This window comes from Lysobacter hankyongensis (genome assembly GCF_039543145.1).
GTDB classification, from domain to species: Bacteria; Pseudomonadota; Gammaproteobacteria; order Xanthomonadales; family Xanthomonadaceae; genus Lysobacter_I; species Lysobacter_I hankyongensis.
This window is the reverse complement of the sequence record NZ_BAABJE010000010.1, coordinates 370699-391547: the sequence shown is the minus strand read 5'-3', so window position 1 is coordinate 391547 and position 20849 is coordinate 370699. Positions and strand designations below refer to the sequence as shown.

Below are 20849 nucleotides of genomic sequence, written 5' to 3'. Positions count from 1 at the left end.
AATTCAATGATGCAAAATACGAATGGGTCAGCGGTCGCTATCGGCCGTTGGATTTAAAACGACGATCATCCGGAAGTTTTAATTTTTCACGCAATGCAAGCTTCAATAGAGAGTTTGGCAAATCTAGGCGGACTTCCGAGCGCCGATGAGGCTGATCCCGATTTTCTTGAGAAGTTTCAGAATTTGCTATCGATGATTCAACGGCCTGTCACTGATCAAGAAGCCCAGACATTGGTTGGACTGTTGGGTCCGGATGACTGCCATGGTCTGGCATGGACGTTGGTTCACATCATCGAGGAAGCACCCGGATGGCCGTTGTCGGAAGCCATAAGCAAGGCGAATGGTGAATGGGCTGAAGTATTGTCTGCTCGTGCCAAATAGAAAAACAGAATTATATTGATGAAAGCGCCGATCCAGTCGCTTGTTGGGCAAAATATCACTGATGTCCACGGCATGGGCATCTTTCGAAATGTTGCGATGCTGGACGTTGAGAAGATCGGAGACGAGAGCTATCTGCAACTTCCATTGCTCGGAATTTCGATGGTTCTGCCTGATGGCGAGACGATCTCTGCGGTCCATTTGCACGCTTCCGGGCATGAGGGCTATTCCGAATTTCAGGGTGAGCTGCCTGCAGGCATCGTCTTTGCGATGTCTCGCGAAGAGGCAAGAGCTCGCCTTGGCAATCCTGCGCAGTGCGGGGATGGCTGCCGGGTTCTTCTGCTTGGTCCCCGTCCAGCATGGGATGCCTTTATCGTTGATGGGCAGAGGCTGCATCTTGAGTACTCAGAAGACAATCAATCTGTCAGGCTCATCACCATCAGCGCGGCCACGGTCTGAATTCGATCGAATGAAGATGCCTGCGAAACGCGCGCATCTTCATTTCATGGCATGAGATCAAAATGGCAAGCGGCAGGCCCCGAACCACATACATTCGTGAGCAACTTGTAGCGCTGGATAGCGGCAGAAGGCTCGTCTTTGGCGCTCTTTGCTGCGAGAGGCTGCTGCCCAATTACATATCGTTTCAGAGGAATTCTGGATGGGGCGACTTCGCCGCAGTACGAAAGGCGCTTGATTGTGTGTGGGCGCATGTTTACGGCAATGCGCAGCAGGCGGCGGAAATTGTCGACGCGAGCAGTGTTTGCGAATTGGCTGCGCCAAGCTCGGATGACTTCACGTCCATATACGTGACTGCGGCCCAGGATGCATGTTTTGCCGTTTGCAGCCTGCTGGATTACGTTCTGGAGAACGACATCGATAAGATCGTGCAGGCGGCTACGTACGCGACCGATTCCGTGGATCTGTTTGTTCAAGAAACGGATGGGGTCGAGCCGGGTGATCCTGAGCTTGAGGCGAAGATATTGAGGCATCCATTGATGCAGAAAGAGCTTGAGCGACAGGACTCGGACTTGGAGGCAATAAGGTCGGCTCAGGCGATGAGTCGTGATTTTATTGGTGAGCGCAAGGCGATTAATGGATATGGTGAGATAGGAAATTTGAGTCACCCAATGATCAATACTGCAGCGAAATATCAATTCAACGCGCACCACATTGCAGTCGATACCGATGGCTCGGCGGTCGTCATCGGCTTCGCTGATAATGAATTCTCGCCATCGAGGTTCGTGCTTGTCCAGAAATCGATGAAGGTCGATGAGCGTGATCGCGCAATGGGATTCGACAAGGTTCACATCCAGATCGAGGATCAATCACGATCCGGATATGGCGGGATCGTTGAGGTCTGGGCGGGCCATGACAGGCTGACGGTACTTCTTGATCAGGCAGCGAGGGCTGCGTTGAAGATCGATGGCGATATCGAAATTTCGGTCGACCCGCGCCATCCGGTGCTTGGGGACGCGGTTCTGGAACTGAAAAAGCTGTGCGAAGAAGATGGGATACCGTTCCTCGATTGAGCGCCATACCGGGGGCGACCCTATCGAAGGAGATGGCCGTAAGCGAGTCGGTTGAACACTTCAGGGCTGACGGCCGATCTCGATGGTCTGCCCGCTGCTGCGCACCCACTGTTCCAGCGTCCTGATGGATCGCTCGGCGTCCTGCCGCAGCGCGCATTCCCAGACGACGGCAACGCGCCAGCCCGAAGCAAGCAGTGCGCCGTGTGCCCGGGCATCGCGTTCCCGGTTCCCCGACAGCTTCTGCTGCCAGGACTCCGCACGTGTTGCCGGCACTGCCGCGTGCGGACAGCCCGGGTGCTGATGCCAGAAGCATCCATGTACGAGCACCACCGCATGCCATCTGGGCAGCACAAGATCGGGACGCCCCGGCAAACGTCGATCATGAAGACGATATCTGAGGCCTGCGCGCCAAAGGCCCTGCCGCACCAGCATTTCAGGGCGCGTGTCCTTGCCCTTGATGCGGGACATCAGCGAAGATCGCTTTTCCGCGCTCATCACGTCAGCCATCACGCGAGCCTTTTGTCTTGTCGGTCAAGCCATACCACACACATTCCTCGATCGGAGTCGTCGACATCTTTGCCGGCCCCGGAGGGCTGGGCGAAGGGTTCTCAAGCTTCGTGCCGCCCGGGAGCAATCAATCGGCCTTCAAGATCCTTGTCTCGGCCGAGAAGGAAGTCAATGCTCAAAGAACGCTGATGCTGCGTGCGTTCTTCCGCCGTTTCGGCTGTCCCTCGGATGTGCCCGAGGATTACTATCGAATTGTTCGAGGCGAAATGAGCATCGCGGATCTTCGCGGCGCGAATGCGCGCGAATGGCAGGAGGCCGAGAAAGAGGCGTTGCTGCTTGAACTCGGCCCGGAGTCGGCGCGTCTGCATGCAGAAATTGCCACCCGTGTGAAGCGCGATGAGCCTTGGGTGCTGGTCGGCGGCCCTCCCTGTCAGGCGTACTCATTGGTTGGGCGGGCGCGAAACAAGGGCAAGCTGGACTATGTCCCCGAGGAAGACCCTCGACACTTTCTCTATCGGGAGTACCTGCAGATCCTCTCGAAGTTCGCCCCTCCCGTCTTCGTCATGGAGAACGTCAAGGGCATCCTGACGGCAAGGGTCGGGGAGCGAAGGATGTTTCCGGACATCCTTCGGGATCTTCATGATCCGGGCCGGGCGCTTGGTGGCCGTTCAAACGGAATCTATGACATCTACCCCCTGTCCGCGGATGCGGTCGACGGGGCATATCAACCCGGCGAACCGGAAGCTGGGCTCTCGCGTTTTCTCGTGAAGGCCGAGGAACTGGGAATTCCCCAAGCGAGGCACCGGGTGATCCTTCTGGGCATCCGCCGGGGATTGGGTCTTCGAGCCCCGGTGCCCCTCGCGGGTACCGACACGATTCCGGTCGGCAAGGTCATTCGCGACCTGCCGAGAATCCGCAGTGCGCTGTCGAAAGGCGATTCAAGGGATGCCTGGCAGGATGAGGTTGAAAGGCAGCGGCGCATCGTGCTTTCGGCGCTTGCTCGCAGACGTGATCTTCAGGATGTGGCGGACACGATCAGGAGCGTCGAGTTCATCGACAATGCGGAACGATCATCCCTGCGTGCACCCGACCTGCGCGTCTCGCTCGCACATGCCGATTGGTACCGGGATAAGCGCCTAGGCATCACGCTGAATCATGATTCGCGTGGTCACATGGCAAGCGATCTTGGGCGATACATGTTCTGCGCCGGATACTGTGCTGCGCGGGAGGGGAGGTCTCCCTCCACGGATGAATTTCCCTCGGCGCTGGCGGCGGATCACAAAAGCTGGGAGTCCGGGAAGTTCGCCAATCGCTTTCGTGTTCAGGCACCGGGCAGTCCATCGGCAACGGTAGTGAGCCACATATCGAAGGATGGGCATTACTTTATTCACCCTGAGTTGGAGCAGTGTAGAAGTTTCACTGTGCGTGAGGCTGCTCGATCGCAAACCTTTCCGGACAACTACTTCTTCACAGGAGAAAGAACCGCGCAGTATGTGCAAGTAGGGAATGCAGTGCCTCCCCTGTTGGCACGTATGGTGGCCAACTTGACAATGAAGTGTTTTTAACAATAGCGCAATAACTGCAGCGCCGTTCGACGTCTTGTATGTGTTGAGATTTTAACCATGTGATTTTGTATCTTGCTCCGAAAAGGACATATGAAATGACAAACGCAACAGCTGTCGTCTCAAAAGCACTAAGGCCAAGGGCTAGAATTCTCCGAACTCTAGGCGAGGAGTTGATAAGTAGCGAAACTGTCGCTTTGATAGAGCTTGTCAAAAATTCTTACGACGCAGACGCTGGTTACGTACTGATCCGATTTCATAAAAGTCTTGAGCAGGACATCGGCTCTGTGAGCGTAGAAGACAATGGCCATGGGATGAGCCTTTCTGTTGTAGAGAGATCTTGGATGGAGCCGGCGACAAATAACAAGAAGAAGATGAAACAAAGCGCCTATCTGAAAAGGAGGCTGCTGGGTGAAAAAGGTGTCGGTCGTTTCGCTGCCGCTCGCCTAGCATCTGAGCTCGAATTGAGTACACGGGCTGCTGGCAGTAGTAAAGAAATATATGCATATTTCGACTGGTCGCAGTTCGATAATGAAGATGTTTATCTCGATGAAGTGATAGTTCTCGCTGAGGAAAGAGATCCAGAGGATTTGGTTGCCGGACGCCACTTGGCTGATTTGCATCCATCAGGACATCCTGAACTTCCAAGAGATGGAAGTCACGGGACGGTGCTTCGAATGAATGGTCTTAAGCGCGGGTGGTCTACGCATGAGGTTGGTGAGCTCCGTCGAGGCTTGAGTAGATTGATCTCGCCATTCGAAGCGGAGCGCGAATTTCGGATTTTCTTGCAGTTGCCTGACGAAGATGAAAGTAGTTCGCAAGAGTTAGAGCCGCCTGAAGTAATAAAGTATCCCCACTACACACTAAAAGGCGATGTTGATGCTCAGGGGAAATTCCATATAGCCGTGGAACTGCACGCGACTGGTGAAACAGAAGTTTTTTCAGGATGGTTTCAGCGAGTAGCGCCGACAGCTGTTACCGAGGCGATCGAGCCGATTGAAAAAGCGGCCTTCATGACATGCGGTCCTATTTCATTTCAGATATTTGTTTGGGATCGGGATCAGTTAGACAACGTCGAGCAAAAAATAGGAACAGGCATCAGGAGTATTCGAAAGGATTTGGATTCTATTGCTGGAATCAGTATTTATCGGGATGGTTTTCGAGTTCTTCCATATGGCGAGCAGGAGAATGATTGGCTAAAGCTTGATTTACGCCGAGTGCAGAATCCTACCCTTCGAATTTCTAATAATCAGCTGACGGGATTTATTAAAATTGGAGCTGATACGAATCCGCAACTTAAAGATCAAAGTAACAGGGAAGGCTTAGACAACAATCAAGCTTATGCTGATCTTCAGGAAATAATTCGCCTGTCGCTCGCCAAGCTGGAGAGCTTGAGATTCCGCGAGAAGAAAAAACGCCCTGGTCTCAAAGAGTCTGGTGGGGCACAAGAGCAGCCACTGCTCGCCTCTCCGGATACAGTCGCTCTCAAAGAGCGGCTTATTCAACTGGGTGGGGATGAAGAGGCATTAACCCTTTTGGAGCACACCACGAATGATTGGGAGGCACAAATCATTCGGATCAAGGAAGTTCTCTCCAGATACCACTCCCTAGCGACCTTGGGGCAGTTGGTTGACAAGGTTATACATGACGGGCGACAGCCGCTTTTAACTATTCAAGGCCAATCTACTTTGGTTCTTGAGGCGCTCCAGAGAGCTGCTGGAGATCCTGAGATTCTGCCAAAGTGCAGCGGCTTGATTTCATCTCTAACTGAGCGTGTTAGTCGAGTCAAGGATTCTGCAGGATTAATTGACTTGCTACTTAGACGAATAGAGCCGCTCGGAGGCCGAAAGAAGGGTAGACCATCAAAAGTATATCTAAACGAAATTGTGCGAAATGCGTTCTCGCACTTTTCGCAAGAGATTGATGGTCTTGGTATTAATGTCACTATCCCGAATTCGGATGATTTGGTGCAAGTTGATGCGCTAGAGCTTCAGGAGGTCCTAATCAATCTCATTGGGAATAGTATTTATTGGCTGCAGCAGTCCCCAAAAGGGGGGCGAAAAATACTGGTCGAATGGACTCGGCCGGTTGCCGGGGAGATGGATATCATTTTTGCAGATAGCGGACCTGGGATACCTAAAAGCAATAGATCTTCAATATTTGAGCCTTACTTTTCAACAAAGCCGGATGGTCTTGGTCTGGGCCTGGTTATTGCGGGCGAGATCATTAGAGACTACTACAACGGAAGTCTTGAGCTTCTTGATACGGGACCTTTATCCGGCGCGGCGTTTCGAATCAAGCTAAGGAAGCGGGTCTGATCAAATCCAATCAGGGGCGGATATATGTGGAGAATTCTTTGTGTAGAGGATGACGAAGCTGTGGCGTTGAATCTTGTCGATTTTTTTTCTGAATGGTATGACGATAATCCTTTTGGGGCTGATGGAATCGAGGTAGTTATTGAGCGCAGCTTTGAAAGCGCAATTCGTCGACTAAAAAACGAACATTTTGACTTGGTCACACTTGATCTGCATGGCACCGGCGACCCTGATCCTCTCAGTACTGCAGGTGACAATGCCGATCAAGAAGGTATGCGAGTTCTCAAGTCCTTAAGAGAAGTGCGATTTTTACCTGTAATTTTCTATACGGGCTTTGCAGAGAGAATAAAGTCTATAGAGACAGGTGTGGTGCGCGTCGTGAAGAAGGGTGAGGATGATCCACAAGGTTTGCGGAGTGCTGCGCGCAAGATATACGACACGGGTCTGCCAAGGCTGCTTCGACAGATAGATAGTGAAAAGCGAGAGTATATGTGGGATACAGTCGATCGATATTGGTCAGATGTTGGTGCCGAGAGTGCCGAATCTGATCTTGCTTACTTGCTTGCTAGGCGATTGGCTGCAAGATTCAATCGAGATTCGGTTAAGGAGCTACTTGGCCACAAGCCCGGGGCGGCTCGTCCAGTTGAGATGTACATTTATCCTCCAATTGATCGAAAGATAAAAACTGGCTGCATTTTCAAGGATGAGGGCGGTAGTCATTGGGTTGTTGTGACGCCGGCTTGCGATTTTGCTCAAGCCAATGCCGAGCATGTGCTCTTGGTTGGAGCAGACGATCTTGCTAATGAGAAGCGCTTTATTGCGTGGCAGGCTACTGCCAAATGGAAAGGCGTTGGTGAGCCCCCAAGTAAGCCTGATGGAGCCGCTTGGAACAAACTTACAGCCCTCATGAGGAACAATGGAGGAGATAGATGGCGATTCCTTCCGGGAACTTTCTTCTTGCCCAATCTTGTTGTCGACATTCAGAAGCTCAATCAGCTGCCATTGGCAGACATGGAGCGTAAGAAGGTCATATGCCAACTCGACAGTCCGTATATTGAAGAGCTGATGCTTCATTTTTCTCGTTACTACGGGCGAATTGGTACTCCTGACCTTGATCCCACTGAGCTTGTCGAGAAGCTCGCTTGACGTTCGTGCCTGCAGTCATTCTATTGAAGCTGTTGCACGTGATAGAGAATCGCTTGGCTTGAACTATTGACTTGCCACTCTTATTGGATTTTTGTTTATATAAAAATGGACAAAAGGGGCGCATTTACGCCCCTTTTGTCGTTCTATATAAGTTGATTTATTCGCTGTCGTTGGACGCCTGCTGCGAAGCTGCTAGTTTTTTCTACTTGTTTCAAAAAACGCTTCTCGCGCGGCATGTTGGATTGATCGAGTCACGCTGTGGCTGGATTGGCGCGCTCCGCATCGATCTTGTACAGCTTGATCGCCCGCGCCACATCCTTCCCAGTCATCTTGCCTTCCTTCGCCAGCGCGTCGATCGCGGCGTGGGCGATGTAGTAGCGGTCCACTTCGAAATGCCGGCGCAGGTTCGCACGGGTATCCGAGCGGCCGAAGCCGTCGGTGCCGAGGACGGTGTAGCGCATCGGGACGAAGGCGCGGATCTGGTCGGCGAAGGCGCGGACGTAGTCGGTGGCGGCGACGGCCGGGCCCTGGCGGGTTTCCAGCAGTTCGGTGACGTAGGCCTTGCGCGGAGTCTTGGCTTCGGGGTTGAGGCGGTTCCAGCGTTCGGCGTCGAAGCCGTCGCGGCGCAGTTCGGTGAAGCTGGGGCAGGACCAGATGTCGCTGGTGACGCCGAAGTCCTTGTCCAGCAGTTCGGCGGCGGCGATGGCTTCGCGCAGGATGGTGCCGCTGCCGAGCAGCTGCACGCGCAGCTCGCCCTTCTTCGGCTTGCCGGCGTCCTTCAGCAGGTACATGCCCTTGATGATGCCGTCGGCCGCGCCCTCGGGCATGTCCGGGTGGGCGTAGTTCTCGTTCATCAGGGTGAGGTAGTAGTACTCGTCCTGCTGCTCGGTGAGCATGCGCTGCATGCCGTGCTGCAGGATCACCGCGACCTCGAAGCCGAAGGTGGGGTCGTAGGCGCGGCAGTTCGGGATGGCGCCGGCCAGCAGGTGCGAGTGGCCGTCTTCGTGCTGCAGGCCTTCGCCGTTGAGCGTGGTGCGGCCGGCGGTGGCGCCCAGCAGGAAGCCGCGCGCGCGCATGTCCGCCGCCTGCCAGGCGCTGTCGCCGATGCGCTGGAAGCCGAACATCGAGTAGTAGATGTAGAACGGCAGCATCGGCAGGTCGTTGGTGCTGTAGCTGGTGGCCGCGGCCATCCACGACGAGAACGCGCCGCATTCGGTGATGCCTTCTTCCAGCACCTGGCCGGCGGCGTCTTCGCGGTAGTACATCAGCTGGTCGCGGTCGACCGGCTTGTACTTCTGGCCTTCCGGCGCGTAGATGCCGATCTGGCGGAACAGGCCTTCCATGCCGAAGGTGCGGGCTTCGTCGGCGACGATCGGCACGCAGCGCGGGCCGACCTGCTTGTCGCGCAGGATCACGTTGAACGCCTGCACGAAGGCCATGGTGGTGCTGATCTCGCGGTCGCCGCTGGATTTCAGCAGGCGGTCGAAGACTTCGAGCTTCGGCGCTTCCAGCGTCTGCGTGCTCTTGCGGCGGCGCTGCGGCAGGAAGCCGCCCAGCGCGCGGCGACGCTCCAGCATGTATTCGACTTCCGGCGATTTCTCGCCGGGATGGAAGAACGGCACCGCGCCGTCCTTGAACTGCTCGTCGGGGATGTCGATCTTGAAGCGGTCGCGGAAGGCGCGCACGGCGTCGTCGTCGAGCTTCTTGGTCTGGTGCGTGGGGTTGAGCGATTCGCCCGACGCGCCCATGCCGTAGCCCTTCACGGTCTTGGCGAGGATGACGGTGGGCATGCCGGTGGTCTTCATCGCGTTGTCGTACGCGGCGTGGACCTTGTGCGGATCGTGGCCGCCGCGGTTGAGGCGCCAGATGTCGTCGTCGCTGAGGTTCGCGACCATCGCGGCGGTCTCCGGGTATTTGCCGAAGAAATGCTCGCGCGTGTAGGCGCCGCCGAAGGCCTTGCAGTTCTGGTATTCGCCGTCGACGGTTTCCATCATCAGCCGCTTGAGCTGGCCGGTGTTGTCCTTGGCGAGGAGCGGATCCCAGTAGCTGCCCCAGACCGTCTTCACGACGTTCCAGCCGGCGCCTCGGAACTGGCCTTCGAGTTCCTGGATGATCTTGCCGTTGCCGCGCACCGGGCCGTCGAGGCGCTGCAGGTTGCAGTTGACGACGAAGACGAGGTTGTCGAGGCCTTCGCGGCCGGCGACCGAGATCGCGCCCAGGCTTTCGGGTTCGTCGCATTCGCCGTCGCCCAGGAAGCACCAGACCTTGCGGTCGGTCTTCGGCATCAGGCCGCGGCCTTCGAGGTATTTCCAGTTGCGCGCCTGGTAGATGGCGCCGATCGGGCCGAGGCCCATCGAGACGGTCGGGAACTGCCAGAAATCGGGCATCAGCCACGGATGCGGGTAGCTGCTGATGCCGCGGCCGTCGACTTCCATGCGGAAGTGGTCGATCTGCGATTCGGTGAGGCGGCCTTCGAGGAAGGCGCGGGCGTAGATGCCGGGCGAACTGTGGCCCTGGACGCAGATCAGGTCGCCGGGGTGGTCGGCGCTGGGCGCGCGCCAGAAGTGGTTGAAGCCGACGTCGTAGAGCGTGGCCGACGAGGCGAACGAGGCGATGTGACCGCCGAGGTCGCCGGGCTTGCGGTTGGCGCGCACCACCATGGCCATGGCGTTCCAGCGGATCATCGAGCGGATCCGCCATTCCATGTGCTGGTCGCCGGGCATCCGCGGTTCGAGATGCGACGGGATGGTGTTGATGTATTCGGTGGTCGGCGCGAACGGCAGGTGGGCGCCAGCGCGGCGGGTCAGTTCGACCATGCCTTCCAGCAGCTGGTGCGCGCGGCCGGGGCCGTCGGTATCGATGACCGCCTTGAGCGACTCGACCCATTCGCGGGTCTCGGTGGGGTCGGGGTCGTTCTGCAGCAGTTCGTTCAACCAGCTCATGCCGTGGGCTCCGCGCGCGGCCCGGGGCCGCTTCGATGGGGGATCGTCAAGTTAGAGCAGGGATTCTAGCAGCGGCCCATGGCGCTTCCCCGTACGGGGGCGTGCGGTGGGCGCGATCCGGGCAGGAAATCGATTTCGGTGGGTGGTGGTGCGGAGGGAACGCGGTTGTTCGTCGCGACTTGCGTCGCTCCCGCAGGGGCTGGCGGTATGTCTGTCGTGGTTCGTCGAAAGCCGTGACTCGCGCGGGGATCTTCGCAAGCGACGGTGCGCGGCGCATCGAGTCGTCGCAATTCCTACGAATAACCCTGTGGGAGCGACGGGAGTCGCGACAGGCTGCCGGCGAACTTCAACGACGCATGGACCAGGAAAACACCGACAAGACATCGCGGTATTCGCCGAGATCGCCAACGGCATCGACCGGAAACACTGAAGGCATGGATATCCTCACCACACCCGGAGCCCGGGCATTGCGCTCCGGCCGTCGGTCCGCCGCAGGTCGACACTATCTGGTCACGACCGTCTGCCATGCACGCGAACGACGATCCGCACATGCGCGCCATGCCGTACCGGTGGCGGCCGCGATCGGCAGCGTACGGTTATGGCGTGATTCGCGGATGCTCTGCTGGGTGCTGATGCCGGATCATCTGCATGCGCTGATTGAACTCGGCCAGAGCGAATCGCTGGCTGTACTGATGAAGCGGGTGAAATGCGTGACGGCCGGGATCGCGAACACGGTCGGCGGTCGATATGGCTCGGTGTGGATGAGCGGATATCACGATCGTGCCCTGCGAAGCGATGAGAATCTCCTGGCGGCTGCGCGATATGTGGTGGCGAATCCGATGCGTGCGGGTCTGGTGAAGTGCGTCGCCGACTATCCGTACTGGGGATGTGCGTGGTCGGTGGATGACATCGACGATCCGATCGGCTGAGGTGGCGCGGCTTGCGGGGTGTGCGCGGTGGTTCGTCGCGACTTCCGTCGCTCCCACAGGGGCTGCCGGTTGGTCGTCGCGGTTCGTTGAACGCCTTGACTCGCACAGCGTGCTTCGTAAAGCGACAGCGCGCGAAATGTCGTGTCGCCGCGATTCCGCCGCCAGCCCCTGTGGGAGCGACGGAAGTCGCGACGAACAGCGGACGCCCTCGCCGGAGCCGTCGACAGCCTGCCGTCGTGCTACCTCAACCCGCGAATCTGCGCATCCACTGCGGCGATGGCGGTCATGTTGACCACGCGGCGGGGGCTGGAGGCGGGGGTGAGGATGTGGGCGGGCTGGTCGAGGCCCATGAGGATCGGGCCGATGGCGACGCCGTCGGTCATCACCCGGACCATGTTGTAGGTGATGTTGGCGGCATCGAGGTTCGGCAGCACGAACAGGTTGGGGCGGCCGTGCAGGGTGGTGTTGGGGAACATGCGCTTGCGCAGCACTTCGTCCCAGGCGGTGTCGCCCTGCATTTCGCCGTCGACTTCGAGCCGCGGCGCGCGTTTGCGGATCAGCCGGTAGGCCTGGCGCATCTTCGCCGCGCTGGGGTTCTCGTGGCTGCCGTAGTTGGAATGCGACAGCAGCGCGACCTTCGGCTCGAAGCCGAACAGCTTCAGGCGATAGCTCGCCATCAGCGTCGCTTCGGCGATCTGTTCGGCGCTGGGGTCCACCTGCACGTGGGTGTCGAGGAAGAACCACACGCCGTGATCGTTGATCACGCCGGTCATCGCCGCGGTGCCGGTGACGCCGCGGTCGAAATTGAAGACACTGAGCAGGTAGCCGAGCTTCTTGTGGAAGCGGCCGACCAGGCCGCAGATCATCGCGTCGGCTTCGCCGCGCTCCACCATCAGCGCGGCGATCAGCGACGGGCGCGAGCGCAGCAGGTTCTTGGCCGCCGCCGGGGTGACGCCGCGGCGTTCGGTCATGGCGTGGTACTGCTGCCAGTACTCGTTGAAGCGCGGGTCGTCGTTGATGTTGGTGAGATCGAAATCGACGCCGGCGCGCATGCGAAGGCCGAGGCGTTCGATGCGGGTGTCGATGACGTCGGGACGGCCGATCAGGATCGGCCGCGCCAGGCCTTCGTCGATCACGGTCTGCACCGCGCGCAGCACGGTTTCCTCTTCGCCTTCGGCATAGACGACCCGCTTGCGATCGCTGCGCGCGCGGTCGTAGATCGGCTTCATCAACAGGCCGGTGCGGTAAATGAACTGCGCCAGCTTCTCGGTGTAGGCGGCCATGTCCAGGATCGGCCGCAGGGCGATGCCGGAATCCATCGCCGCGCGCGCCACCGCCGGCGCCAGCACCGTGAGCAGGCGCGGGTCGAACGGGCGCGGAATGATGTAGTCGGGGCCGAAGCACGGCACGTCGCCGCCGTAGGCGCTGCCGAGGTCGGAGGCTTCCATGCGCGCCAGCTGCGCGATCGCGCGCACGCAGGCGAGCTTCATCGCTTCGTTGATCTCGGTGGCGCCCACGTCCAGCGCGCCGCGGAAGATGTACGGGAAGCACAGCGCGTTGTTGACCTGGTTCGGATAATCGCTGCGGCCGGTGGCGATGATGCAGTCCGGGCGCACCGCCTTGGCCTCCATCGGCAGGATTTCCGGATTCGGATTGGCCAGCGCGAGGATGATCGGCCGTTCCGCCATCGTCGCGACCATCTCCGGCTTGAGGATGCCGGCGGCGGAGAGGCCGAGGAACACGTCGGCGCCGACCACGATGTCGGCGAGCGTGCGCTTGTCGGTGTCGCGCGCGTAGCGGGCCTTGTCGGGGTCGAGATGCGGGCGGCCGGCGTAGATCACGCCGTCGCGATCCACCGCGAGGATGTTCTCCGGCTTCATGCCCAGCGCGACCAGCATGTCGAGGCAGGCGATGCCGGCGGCGCCGGCGCCGGAGGTCGCGAGTTTCACGTCGCCGATCTTCTTGCCGACGATCTCCAGCGCGTTGAGCACGGCGGCGCCGACGATGATCGCGGTGCCGTGCTGGTCGTCGTGGAACACCGGGATGTTCATGCGTTCGCGCAGCTTGCGCTCGACGATGAAGCACTCCGGCGCCTTGATGTCTTCGAGGTTGATGCCGCCGAAGGTCGGTTCGAGCGAGGCGATGATGTCGACCAGCTTGTCGGGGTCGCGCTCGTTCACTTCGATGTCGAACACGTCGATGCCGGCGAACTTCTGGAACAGCACGCCCTTGCCTTCCATCACCGGCTTGCCGGCGAGCGGGCCGATGTCGCCGAGACCGAGCACCGCGGTGCCGTTGGTGATCACCGCGACCAGGTTGCCGCGCGCGGTCATTTCGCTGGCGGCGTTGGGATCTTCGACGATGGCTTCGCAGGCGTAGGCCACGCCCGGGGAGTAGGCGAGGGCGAGGTCGCGCTGGGTGACGAGGGGCTTGGTCGGCGCGACCTTGATCTTGCCCGGCGGGTCCTGGCGGTGATAGTCGAGGGCGGACTGCTTCAGGTCGGACTGATTCGGATCGTTGTGGTCGGACATCGTGATGCGGCGCCGCGCCGGGAGTCGGGTCAGGGCCATCGATTCTAGCCGCAACCCAGGCACTCCGCCGTGCGGGGGCGGATGGTCGACGCAGGATGCGCGCGCGGGATTCGCGCCGCGGCCTCCGGATCGCGCAGAATCCGGCTTGCCCGAGGAGACACCGCATGCCGGTCCGCCGTTCGTACATCGCCCGCTTGTCGTCGTCGCCGAACGCGCTGATGTGGATGGTGCTGTTGCTGGCGCTGCTGGGCCAAATACCGCTGCTGCTCAATCCCGGTTATTTCAGCCACGACGAACTGCAGTGGGCGGCCGCTGCGGATGTGGCGGCGGGAGCGCCGCTGCCGTGGTTTCCGTGGACGGCCGTCGATGCGTATCAGTACCGGCCGCTGACCTTCAATCTGTGGTTGTGGCTGTCGCATCGCCTGTTCGACGACCCGCAGGCGTTCCACGCGGTCTGCGTGCTGTGGGGCAGCGTCAACGCGATGCTGTTGGCCGTGCTCGGCCGGCGTCTGGGCGTGGCGCCATTGCCGGCGGCCGCGGCGGCGCTGGTGTTCGCGCTGGGCCCCTTCGCCGCATTGGTGCATGGCTGGGTCGGGACGCTCGGCGATCTGATCTGGAGCAGTTGCGCGCTGGGCATCGGGCTGCTGGCGACCGCGCGCGTCCGCACCGGGTGGGTGGTGGCCGGTACGGTCGTGCTGACGGCGTCGGCGCTGCTGGCCAAGGAAGCGGCGATGGCCATTCCGGCGATGCTCGCGGTGGCCTGGTGGTTCGATCGGCGCAGGCGCGTCTGGCGGTTCGCCATGGTGTCGTCGGCGGTCGTGGCGGCGGTCTATCTGCTGCTGCGCCTGGAGGCGCTGCTGCAACCCGTGGCGCAGGGCCCGCAGTACGCGCTGAGCCTCGCGCATCCGCCGCTGCGCTGGCTCGAATACCAGCTGTTCGCGCCGCTGCTGCACGTGCCGGAGACCTTCGCGACGTTCCCGCAAGGCGGGCGCATCGGGCTGGCGATCGCGGCACTGTTGTGGCTCGGTGGTCTGTTCGCGCTGTCGCGCGGCGGATGGCGCCTGTTGGCGCTGGCGCTGGTCGGTGGCATCGCCGCGCTGTTGCCGGTGCTGCCGCTGGGCGCGAGCTGGAACCACTACGGTTATGCCTGGGCGGCCTGGACCGCGATGTGCTTTGCGGCGGGCTGGCCGGCGATGCCGCGATCGTCGCGCGCGCTGGTGGTGCTCACCGCGCTGTTGGCGCTGGCCCACGGTGCGATGGTGATGCGGTTGATCCATCGCGTCGGCACGATCCAGTCGGTGTTTTCGCCGGCGCTGGCCGCCGCGGTGGCCGCCGCGCCGGCCCATCCGGTCAGACTGCGGGTCGCGCCGGACGCGGGCGCGTGGATCTTCCAGCGGTTGACCCACGAGATTCCGCGTTATCGCGGGGTGCCGATCGGCGCACGGGTGGTGCTGGTCGCGGCGGATGCGTCGGTGGATGCGTCGGCAGATTACAGGGTCGAAGCGGACGGGCGACTCGTGCCGTTGCGCTGAGCGGCCCGGCCGCCGGCGTTCTCACACGCCCAATCCGAGCACCAGATCGTCGGCGTCGACGCGGTCGAGGCGGATCTTGTTCGCGAACAGCGAGAACGCGAGCATCCCGGCCAGACCGTTCGCGCGCTGCATCCACGGCGGCAGATAGTGCGGCATGGCGATCGCGCCGGCGTCGAACATCGATTGCAGCGCGAACACGTCCTCCAGCGCGAGCTTGCCGGCGAACAGCTGCCGCGCGACGGCGAGTCTGCGATGGCGCAGGCACCAGCGGAAAAAGGTGTGCACGCTGAGCAGGCCGTGCAGGTACACGGTGTCCTTGGTGAACGCCGCGCCGCCGCCGAGCGGGGCGCCGCGGAACACGCGCTGGGTCGATGCGAAGCTGTCTTCCTGCGTTTGCCCGGCGTCGAGGAAAAAGCGGAACACCTGCACGAAGTCGGCGCCGTTGATCGCCATGTCGATGGCGACGATGCGCAGGCTGATGCGCTTCATCCGCTCGATGTCCATCGAGCCTGAAATGAGTTCGGCGAAGGTCGCCAGCCCTTCCTGCGTCGCGGTCGTGCGCGGCGCGCCGCGGGCCATCGATTTCAGCAGCGGCTGTTCGCGGCCGTTGATGCCGGTGAGCGTGTGCACGAAGGCTTCGTGCACCAGGAGCTGGTGGCGGTCGTACTCGCTGAAGCCGGTGTTGGTGCGGACCCGGATCCGGGTCGGGCTGGCGGCGGCCTTGGCGATCAGCCCGGGGTCGAGCTCGACCGTGACCGTGTGGTCGACGAAGAAGGCGTCGACGTCGCGCTGCAGCTCGTCGCGCACGGTTTCGGCGGCCATCACGGCGTCGGGTTCGATCGCGCGCAGCTCCTGGTCCAGGTCGTCGGCCAGCGCCACGAAGTGCTCGGCGGCCTCGAAGTTGGTCGGGCCATCGCCGGGCAGCATCTCCACGGGGCGGCCGTAGAGTCGCGTCGAGTACGCGGTGACGCGATGGCTGCCGGCGGCGTCGAGCAGGCGGGTGGCGATGCGCCAGCTCTCGGCGGTGCGCTGCAGGTACTGGCCGAGCGGGTGGTCGGGATCGGCGCCGGCCGCGACCGCGTCGAGTTCCGTCCGCACCGCGGCGTAGTCGTCCTTCGGATAGTCGATCTTCGGCAGGTGGATGCGGCCGATCTTCCACGCGGCGAGGAAGGTCTCCTGCGCGCTCGCCGGCCAGCTCAGGGTTTCCAGCAGGCGGATGCCGCGCACCGCCGCGGTCATCCGCGCATCGAGCGCGGCGTGGTGGGCGAGGGCGGCGTCGGGGGTCATCGCGGTCCTGTACTGCTGCCTGTCATCCCGAGCGCAGCGAGGGACCTGCTTTTGCTGTGGTCGCGAAAAAATGAAACAGCAGGTCCCTCGCTGCGCTCGGGATGACAGAAAGCGGGCGGCGGGGCGTCAATGCTTCCCATATTTTTCGTCCAGCCGCTTGTTCAGCGCCTTGCCCTGCACGCGGGCGTCGGACTTCTGCGCCAGCCGGGTCGCGAGCTGATGGGCGGCGCCGGCGACTTCGTCGCGCAGCTTCAGGTAATTGGCGAACCGCGCCGCATCGAGCGTGCCGGCCTGGAGAGCCGCGCGCACCGCGCAGCCGGGTTCCTTCGCGTGATGGCAGTCGCGAAATTTGCACTCGGCGGCCAGCGCTTCGATGTCGGCGAAGCCGCCGTCGGCCAGGTCTTCCTCGCCGGTCGGCTTCAGCTCGCGCATGCCGGGCGTGTCGATGAGGCAGGCGCCGGACGGCAGCGGGATCAGCGTGCGGTAGGTGGTGGTGTGGCGGCCGCGGGCGTCGCTCTCGCGCACTTCGCTGGTCTTCATCTTCTCGATGCCGAGCAGGGTGTTGGTGAGCGTCGATTTGCCGGCGCCGGATGAGCCCACCAGCACCGCGGTGCGGCCGGGGCCCAGCCAGCGATCGAGGGCGGCGACGCTGTCGCGGTCCTTGGCGTTCACCGCCACCGCGACGATGCCCTGGGCCGCCAGCTCGGCCAGCGCCGCCAGCGAGGCGTCCGCGTCGCTGCCGTCCTTGTCGGCCTTGGTCAGCACCACCACCGCCTCCGGCGCGTCGGGCCCGGTGCCGCCGCCGCCGCGGATCAGCAGCAGATAGCGCTCGATCCGGCGCGGGTTGAAGTCGGCGTCCAGGCCGCAGACCACGAACACGGTGTCGATGTTCGCGGCGATCAGCTGTTGCTGGTAGTGCTCGCCGGCGGCGGCGCGCTTGATCGTGCTGCGCCGGGGCAGCAGGGCCACGATCCGCGGCCGCGGGGTCGCGTCCTCGATCAGCACCCAGTCGCCGACCGCGGCGCGGTCCTGCGGCGGGAACCGGCGGCGCATCCACTCCGGCGGCGATTCCACGGTCAGCGCGTGCCCGGGGGCCTCGGCGACCACGTAGCCGGAGCGGTGTTGTTCGATGACCCGGGCCGGGCGGGCCTGCGGATGGGCGGCCAGGGCGCCGGCGCGGTCTGCGGCGGGCGTCGCGTCCCCGGCATCGGGCCAGCCGATGGCGCGGAGGTCGGGGGCGGGGGTGTTCAAGCGGGGCGGCGGGCGGCGTTCATGCCCGGATTCTATGCCGCGGCAGCGGACCCGGGCGATTTCCGCTAGTCTTTCGCGACTTTTTCCGCCTTTCCGACACGATGTCTTCCTCCAGCGCGAAACCCAGCCTCAAGACCCGCGAACGCCTCTCCGAAGTCCGCTACGAAATCCGCGGCGAACTGGCCCGCCGGGCCCGGGAGCTGGAAGCCCAGGGCCGGAAGCAGATCAAGCTGAACATCGGCAACCCCGGCGCCTTCGGGTTCCGCGCGCCGGAGCACCTGCAGCGCGCCATCGCCGACCGCATTGCCGACACCGATCCCTACACCCACCAGCAGGGCCTGCCGGCCGCGCGCGAAGCCATCGCCGCGTTCCACAGGCAGCGCGGCACGCCGAACGCGTCGCCCGAGCGCGTGTTCGTCGGCAACGGCGTCAGCGAACTGATCGACCTCAGCCTGCGCGCGCTGCTCAACCCGGGCGACGAAGTGCTGCTGCCGTCGCCGGACTATCCGCTGTGGTCGGCCGCGACCATCCTCAACGACGGCCGCCCGGTGTACTACCGCTGCCGCGCCGAGAACGGTTTCCTGCCCGATCCCGACGAGATCGCGCAGCTGGTCTCGTCGCGCACCCGCGCGATCGTGCTGATCAACCCGAACAATCCGACCGGCGCGACCTATTCGCGCGAGATCCTCGAACGCATCGTCGCGATCGCCGCGAAGCACAACCTGCTGCTGATGGCGGATGAGATCTACGACCACATCCTCTACGACGACGCGACGTTCGAGCCCCTGGCGCCGCTGGCCGGCGACATTCCCTGCCTCTCGTTCGGCGGGCTGTCGAAAGTGCATCGCGCCTGCGGCTGGCGCGTGGGCTGGGCGGTGCTGAGCGGCGATCCGCTGCGCAGCGGCGATTTCCACCATGCGATGGATCTGCTCGGCGCGCTGCGCCTGTGCGCGAACGTGCCGGGCCAGTTCGCGATCGACGCCGCGCTGCACGGCACTGACACGATCAGTGCATTGACGGCGGCGGGCGGCCGTCTCTACGAAACCCGCCGTGCGCTGATCGACTGCTGCGACGCCAGCGAACACCTGCAGCTGGTCGCCCCAGCCGGCGCGCTGTACGGCTTCCCGGCGGTGGTCGGCGACGCCGCGAAGGGCTTCGACGATCACGCCTTCGCGCTGGAGATGCTGGAAACCGAAGACGTGCTGATCGTGCCGGGCTCCAGTTTCAACGTGCCCGAGCGCAATCATTTCCGCGTGACCCTGCTGCCGGAAGCGCCGGTGCTGCGCGAGGTGTTCGCGCGGATCGAGCGCGTGCTGCAGCGTCGCGCCGATGCGGCCGCGTCCACGCGCGTCGCGGTGGCCTGACGCATGCTCGCCGGCGCCGTTCCGGCGATGCTGGCCGCGATGCTCGGCGGCCCCGTCGCCGGCGACGCGCCGATCGCTTACCTCGCGCTCGGCGACAGTTACACCATCGGCGAGAGCGTCGACGAAGCGGGACGCTGGCCGATGCAACTGGCGGCGATGCTGCGCGCCGATGGCTTCGTGCTCGATGGCGCGGCCGTCGGCGGCCCGCGCATCATCGCCACCACCGGCTGGACCACCGACGAGCTGTCCGCGGCCATCGACGCGGCCGAACCGCTCGGCCGCGACTGGGGCCTGGTCAGTCTGCTGATCGGCGTGAACAACCAGTACCGCGGCCGTGGGGTCGACGAGTACGCGCGCGAATTCTCCGCGCTGCTCGAACGCGCCATCGGTTTCGCCGGCGGCCGCGCCGACCGCGTGTTCGTGCTGGCGATTCCCGACTGGGGCGTGACCCCGTTCGCCGCGCGCAGCGGCCGCGACACCGCGGCCATCGCGCGCGAACTCGATGCCTACAACGCGACGGCCGCGCGGATCTGCGCGGCCCGCGGCGTCGCCTTCGTCGACATCGCCGCGGTGAGCCGCGCCCGCGGCGCCGAGCCCGCGATGCTGGCCGACGACGGTCTGCATCCGTCCGCGGCGATGTACGCCGAATGGGCGCGGCTCGCGCTGCCGGTCGTGCGCGACCTGCTGCGCCGGACGTCGTCGCCATGAGCGGCACCACGGCGCCCTTCGCGCGCAGCGACGCGCGCCGGATCGCCGAAGCGTTCCTGCCGCCGCATCCGTTCGGCAACCGCTTCGATTACTACTACGTCCGCGGCAAGGTCGGCAGCGATCCGCTGTATCCCGGCGTGCTCGCCGCGCTGCGCGGGTGCGATGCGCCGCTGCTGGATCTCGGCTGCGGCCTCGGCCTGCTCGCGCACGCGCTGCGCCACGACGCGCATCCGCTGGACTACGTCGGCGTCGACAACGATCCGGCGAAGATCGCCCGCGCCCGCCGCGCGGCGGAAAAGCGCGGCTTCGAGGGCGTGCGCTTCGAGGTGATGGATCTCGCCCGCGGCCTGCCCGCGCATCGCGGCAGCGTCGCCATTCTCGACGTGCTGCAATATCTCGACAGCGATGCGCAGCGCGCGCTGTTGGCGAACGCCGCGGCGATGCTGACGCCGGGCGCGCGGCTGGTGATCCGCAGCGCGATCGACGACGACAGCGGCCGCGCGCGCACCTCGCGCACCACCGACCGGATGGCGCAGTGGATCGGCTGGATGCAGTTCCGCCCGCGCAGCTGGCCCACGCTCGATCGCCTGCGCGCGCCGCTCGAAGCCGCCGGCCTGCAGGTGGAATCCGCGCCGCTGTACGGCAACACGCCGTTCAACAATTGGTTGATCGTGGCACAGCGCGGATAACAGCGGTTCCGAGCGCTTTTGCAGGAGCGCCGGCAGGCGCGAAGCCCGCGACATCGAAATGATGCTGCCGAATGCAATCCGAATCCCTGTACGGAGTGCCCGGATTGCGCGCTTCGCGGTACCGATTCCAGCGCGGGCCTCGCGCCTTGACCAGCCTTCGGCTGTTGAAAGCCGGCGCT

At 62.7% G+C, this 20849-nt stretch carries 15 protein-coding genes; 10 read left to right on the top strand and 5 right to left on the bottom strand.

Translation table 11 applies throughout. The features are described from left to right. The first annotated feature begins 399 nt into the window (after positions 1–399). A complete protein-coding gene (locus ABD974_RS11480; protein WP_345303451.1) occupies positions 400–837 on the top strand; it encodes a hypothetical protein in 438 nt (145 codons plus the stop codon). Between the two features lie 62 nt (positions 838–899). Then, positions 900–1907: an Imm10 family immunity protein gene (locus ABD974_RS11475; RefSeq protein WP_345303450.1), complete on the top strand. Its 1008-nt coding sequence runs from the start codon at positions 900–902 to the stop codon at positions 1905–1907. 60 nt (positions 1908–1967) lie between these two features. Here ABD974_RS11475 and ABD974_RS11470 read toward each other — a convergent pair whose 3' ends face one another. Next, positions 1968–2414, bottom strand: coding sequence for a very short patch repair endonuclease (locus tag ABD974_RS11470; RefSeq protein ID WP_345303449.1), 447 nt, complete (start codon positions 2412–2414; stop codon positions 1968–1970). Positions 2415–2431: 17 nt separating this feature from the next. Between ABD974_RS11470 and ABD974_RS11465 the strand changes: the two genes are divergently transcribed. From ABD974_RS11465 to ABD974_RS11455, 3 genes are all read left to right on the top strand, one after another. Further along, complete coding sequence (locus ABD974_RS11465) at positions 2432–3979, top strand: DNA cytosine methyltransferase (protein WP_345303448.1); 1548 nt, start codon at positions 2432–2434, stop codon at positions 3977–3979. A 170-nt stretch (positions 3980–4149) separates the two neighbouring features. Further along, positions 4150–6294, top strand: a complete 2145-nt coding sequence (locus tag ABD974_RS11460) for a sensor histidine kinase (protein WP_345303447.1) — start codon at positions 4150–4152, stop codon at positions 6292–6294. A 24-nt stretch (positions 6295–6318) separates the two neighbouring features. Beyond that, positions 6319–7437: a DNA-binding transcriptional response regulator gene (locus tag ABD974_RS11455; protein WP_345303446.1), complete on the top strand. Its 1119-nt coding sequence runs from the start codon at positions 6319–6321 to the stop codon at positions 7435–7437. A gap of 251 nt (positions 7438–7688) precedes the next feature. Here ABD974_RS11455 and aceE read toward each other — a convergent pair whose 3' ends face one another. Then, positions 7689–10379: a pyruvate dehydrogenase (acetyl-transferring), homodimeric type gene (aceE, locus tag ABD974_RS11450; protein WP_345303445.1), complete on the bottom strand. Its 2691-nt coding sequence runs from the start codon at positions 10377–10379 to the stop codon at positions 7689–7691. Between the two features lie 434 nt (positions 10380–10813). Here aceE and ABD974_RS11445 point away from each other — a divergent pair, with 434 nt between their 5' ends. Beyond that, positions 10814–11308, top strand: coding sequence for an REP-associated tyrosine transposase (locus tag ABD974_RS11445; RefSeq protein ID WP_345303444.1), 495 nt, complete (start codon positions 10814–10816; stop codon positions 11306–11308). Positions 11309–11547: 239 nt separating this feature from the next. On the opposite strand, the gene ABD974_RS11440 is transcribed toward ABD974_RS11445, so the two are convergent. Then, entirely contained in the window at positions 11548–13839 is a 2292-nt protein-coding gene (locus ABD974_RS11440; RefSeq protein ID WP_345303443.1) for an NADP-dependent malic enzyme, read from the bottom strand. Positions 13840–14003: 164 nt separating this feature from the next. Here ABD974_RS11440 and ABD974_RS11435 point away from each other — a divergent pair, with 164 nt between their 5' ends. Next, entirely contained in the window at positions 14004–15371 is a 1368-nt protein-coding gene (locus ABD974_RS11435; RefSeq protein ID WP_345303442.1) for a hypothetical protein, read from the top strand. A 21-nt stretch (positions 15372–15392) separates the two neighbouring features. Here ABD974_RS11435 and ABD974_RS11430 read toward each other — a convergent pair whose 3' ends face one another. Beyond that, positions 15393–16658: a peptidase MATCAP family protein gene (locus tag ABD974_RS11430; protein WP_345303441.1), complete on the bottom strand. Its 1266-nt coding sequence runs from the start codon at positions 16656–16658 to the stop codon at positions 15393–15395. Positions 16659–16784: 126 nt separating this feature from the next. After that, on the bottom strand, positions 16785–17909 hold the full coding sequence (gene rsgA / locus ABD974_RS11425) for a ribosome small subunit-dependent GTPase A (protein WP_345303440.1): 1125 nt from the start codon (positions 17907–17909) through the stop codon (positions 16785–16787). Between the two features lie 101 nt (positions 17910–18010). On the opposite strand from rsgA, the gene ABD974_RS11420 reads away from it, so the two are divergent. The 3 genes from ABD974_RS11420 to ABD974_RS11410 are packed head-to-tail and all read left to right on the top strand — an operon-like array spanning position 18011 to position 20670. Further along, positions 18011–19273 (top strand): aminotransferase class I/II-fold pyridoxal phosphate-dependent enzyme, encoded by a 1263-nt coding sequence (locus ABD974_RS11420; RefSeq protein WP_345303439.1) that lies wholly within the window; start codon positions 18011–18013, stop codon positions 19271–19273. Between the two features lie 39 nt (positions 19274–19312). Next, entirely contained in the window at positions 19313–19981 is a 669-nt protein-coding gene (locus ABD974_RS11415; protein WP_345303511.1) for an SGNH/GDSL hydrolase family protein, read from the top strand. Beyond that, on the top strand, positions 19978–20670 hold the full coding sequence (locus ABD974_RS11410) for a methyltransferase domain-containing protein (RefSeq protein WP_345303438.1): 693 nt from the start codon (positions 19978–19980) through the stop codon (positions 20668–20670). Before ABD974_RS11415 ends, ABD974_RS11410 begins: the two co-directional genes overlap by 4 nt. The last annotated feature ends 179 nt before the right edge of the window (positions 20671–20849 follow it).

Coding starts and splice junctions, on each gene's coding strand:
- ABD974_RS11480 (WP_345303451.1), top strand. CDS start 400: ATGAAAGCGCCGATCCAGTCGCTTGTTGGGCAAAATATCACTGATGTC.
- ABD974_RS11475 (WP_345303450.1), top strand. CDS start 900: ATGGCAAGCGGCAGGCCCCGAACCACATACATTCGTGAGCAACTTGTA.
- ABD974_RS11470 (WP_345303449.1), bottom strand. CDS start 2,414: ATGGCTGACGTGATGAGCGCGGAAAAGCGATCTTCGCTGATGTCCCGC.
- ABD974_RS11455 (WP_345303446.1), top strand. CDS start 6,319: ATGTGGAGAATTCTTTGTGTAGAGGATGACGAAGCTGTGGCGTTGAAT.
- aceE (WP_345303445.1), bottom strand. CDS start 10,379: ATGAGCTGGTTGAACGAACTGCTGCAGAACGACCCCGACCCCACCGAG.
- ABD974_RS11445 (WP_345303444.1), top strand. CDS start 10,814: ATGGATATCCTCACCACACCCGGAGCCCGGGCATTGCGCTCCGGCCGT.
- ABD974_RS11440 (WP_345303443.1), bottom strand. CDS start 13,839: ATGTCCGACCACAACGATCCGAATCAGTCCGACCTGAAGCAGTCCGCC.
- ABD974_RS11435 (WP_345303442.1), top strand. CDS start 14,004: ATGCCGGTCCGCCGTTCGTACATCGCCCGCTTGTCGTCGTCGCCGAAC.
- ABD974_RS11430 (WP_345303441.1), bottom strand. CDS start 16,658: ATGACCCCCGACGCCGCCCTCGCCCACCACGCCGCGCTCGATGCGCGG.
- ABD974_RS11420 (WP_345303439.1), top strand. CDS start 18,011: ATGTCTTCCTCCAGCGCGAAACCCAGCCTCAAGACCCGCGAACGCCTC.
- ABD974_RS11415 (WP_345303511.1), top strand. CDS start 19,313: ATGCTCGGCGGCCCCGTCGCCGGCGACGCGCCGATCGCTTACCTCGCG.
- ABD974_RS11410 (WP_345303438.1), top strand. CDS start 19,978: ATGAGCGGCACCACGGCGCCCTTCGCGCGCAGCGACGCGCGCCGGATC.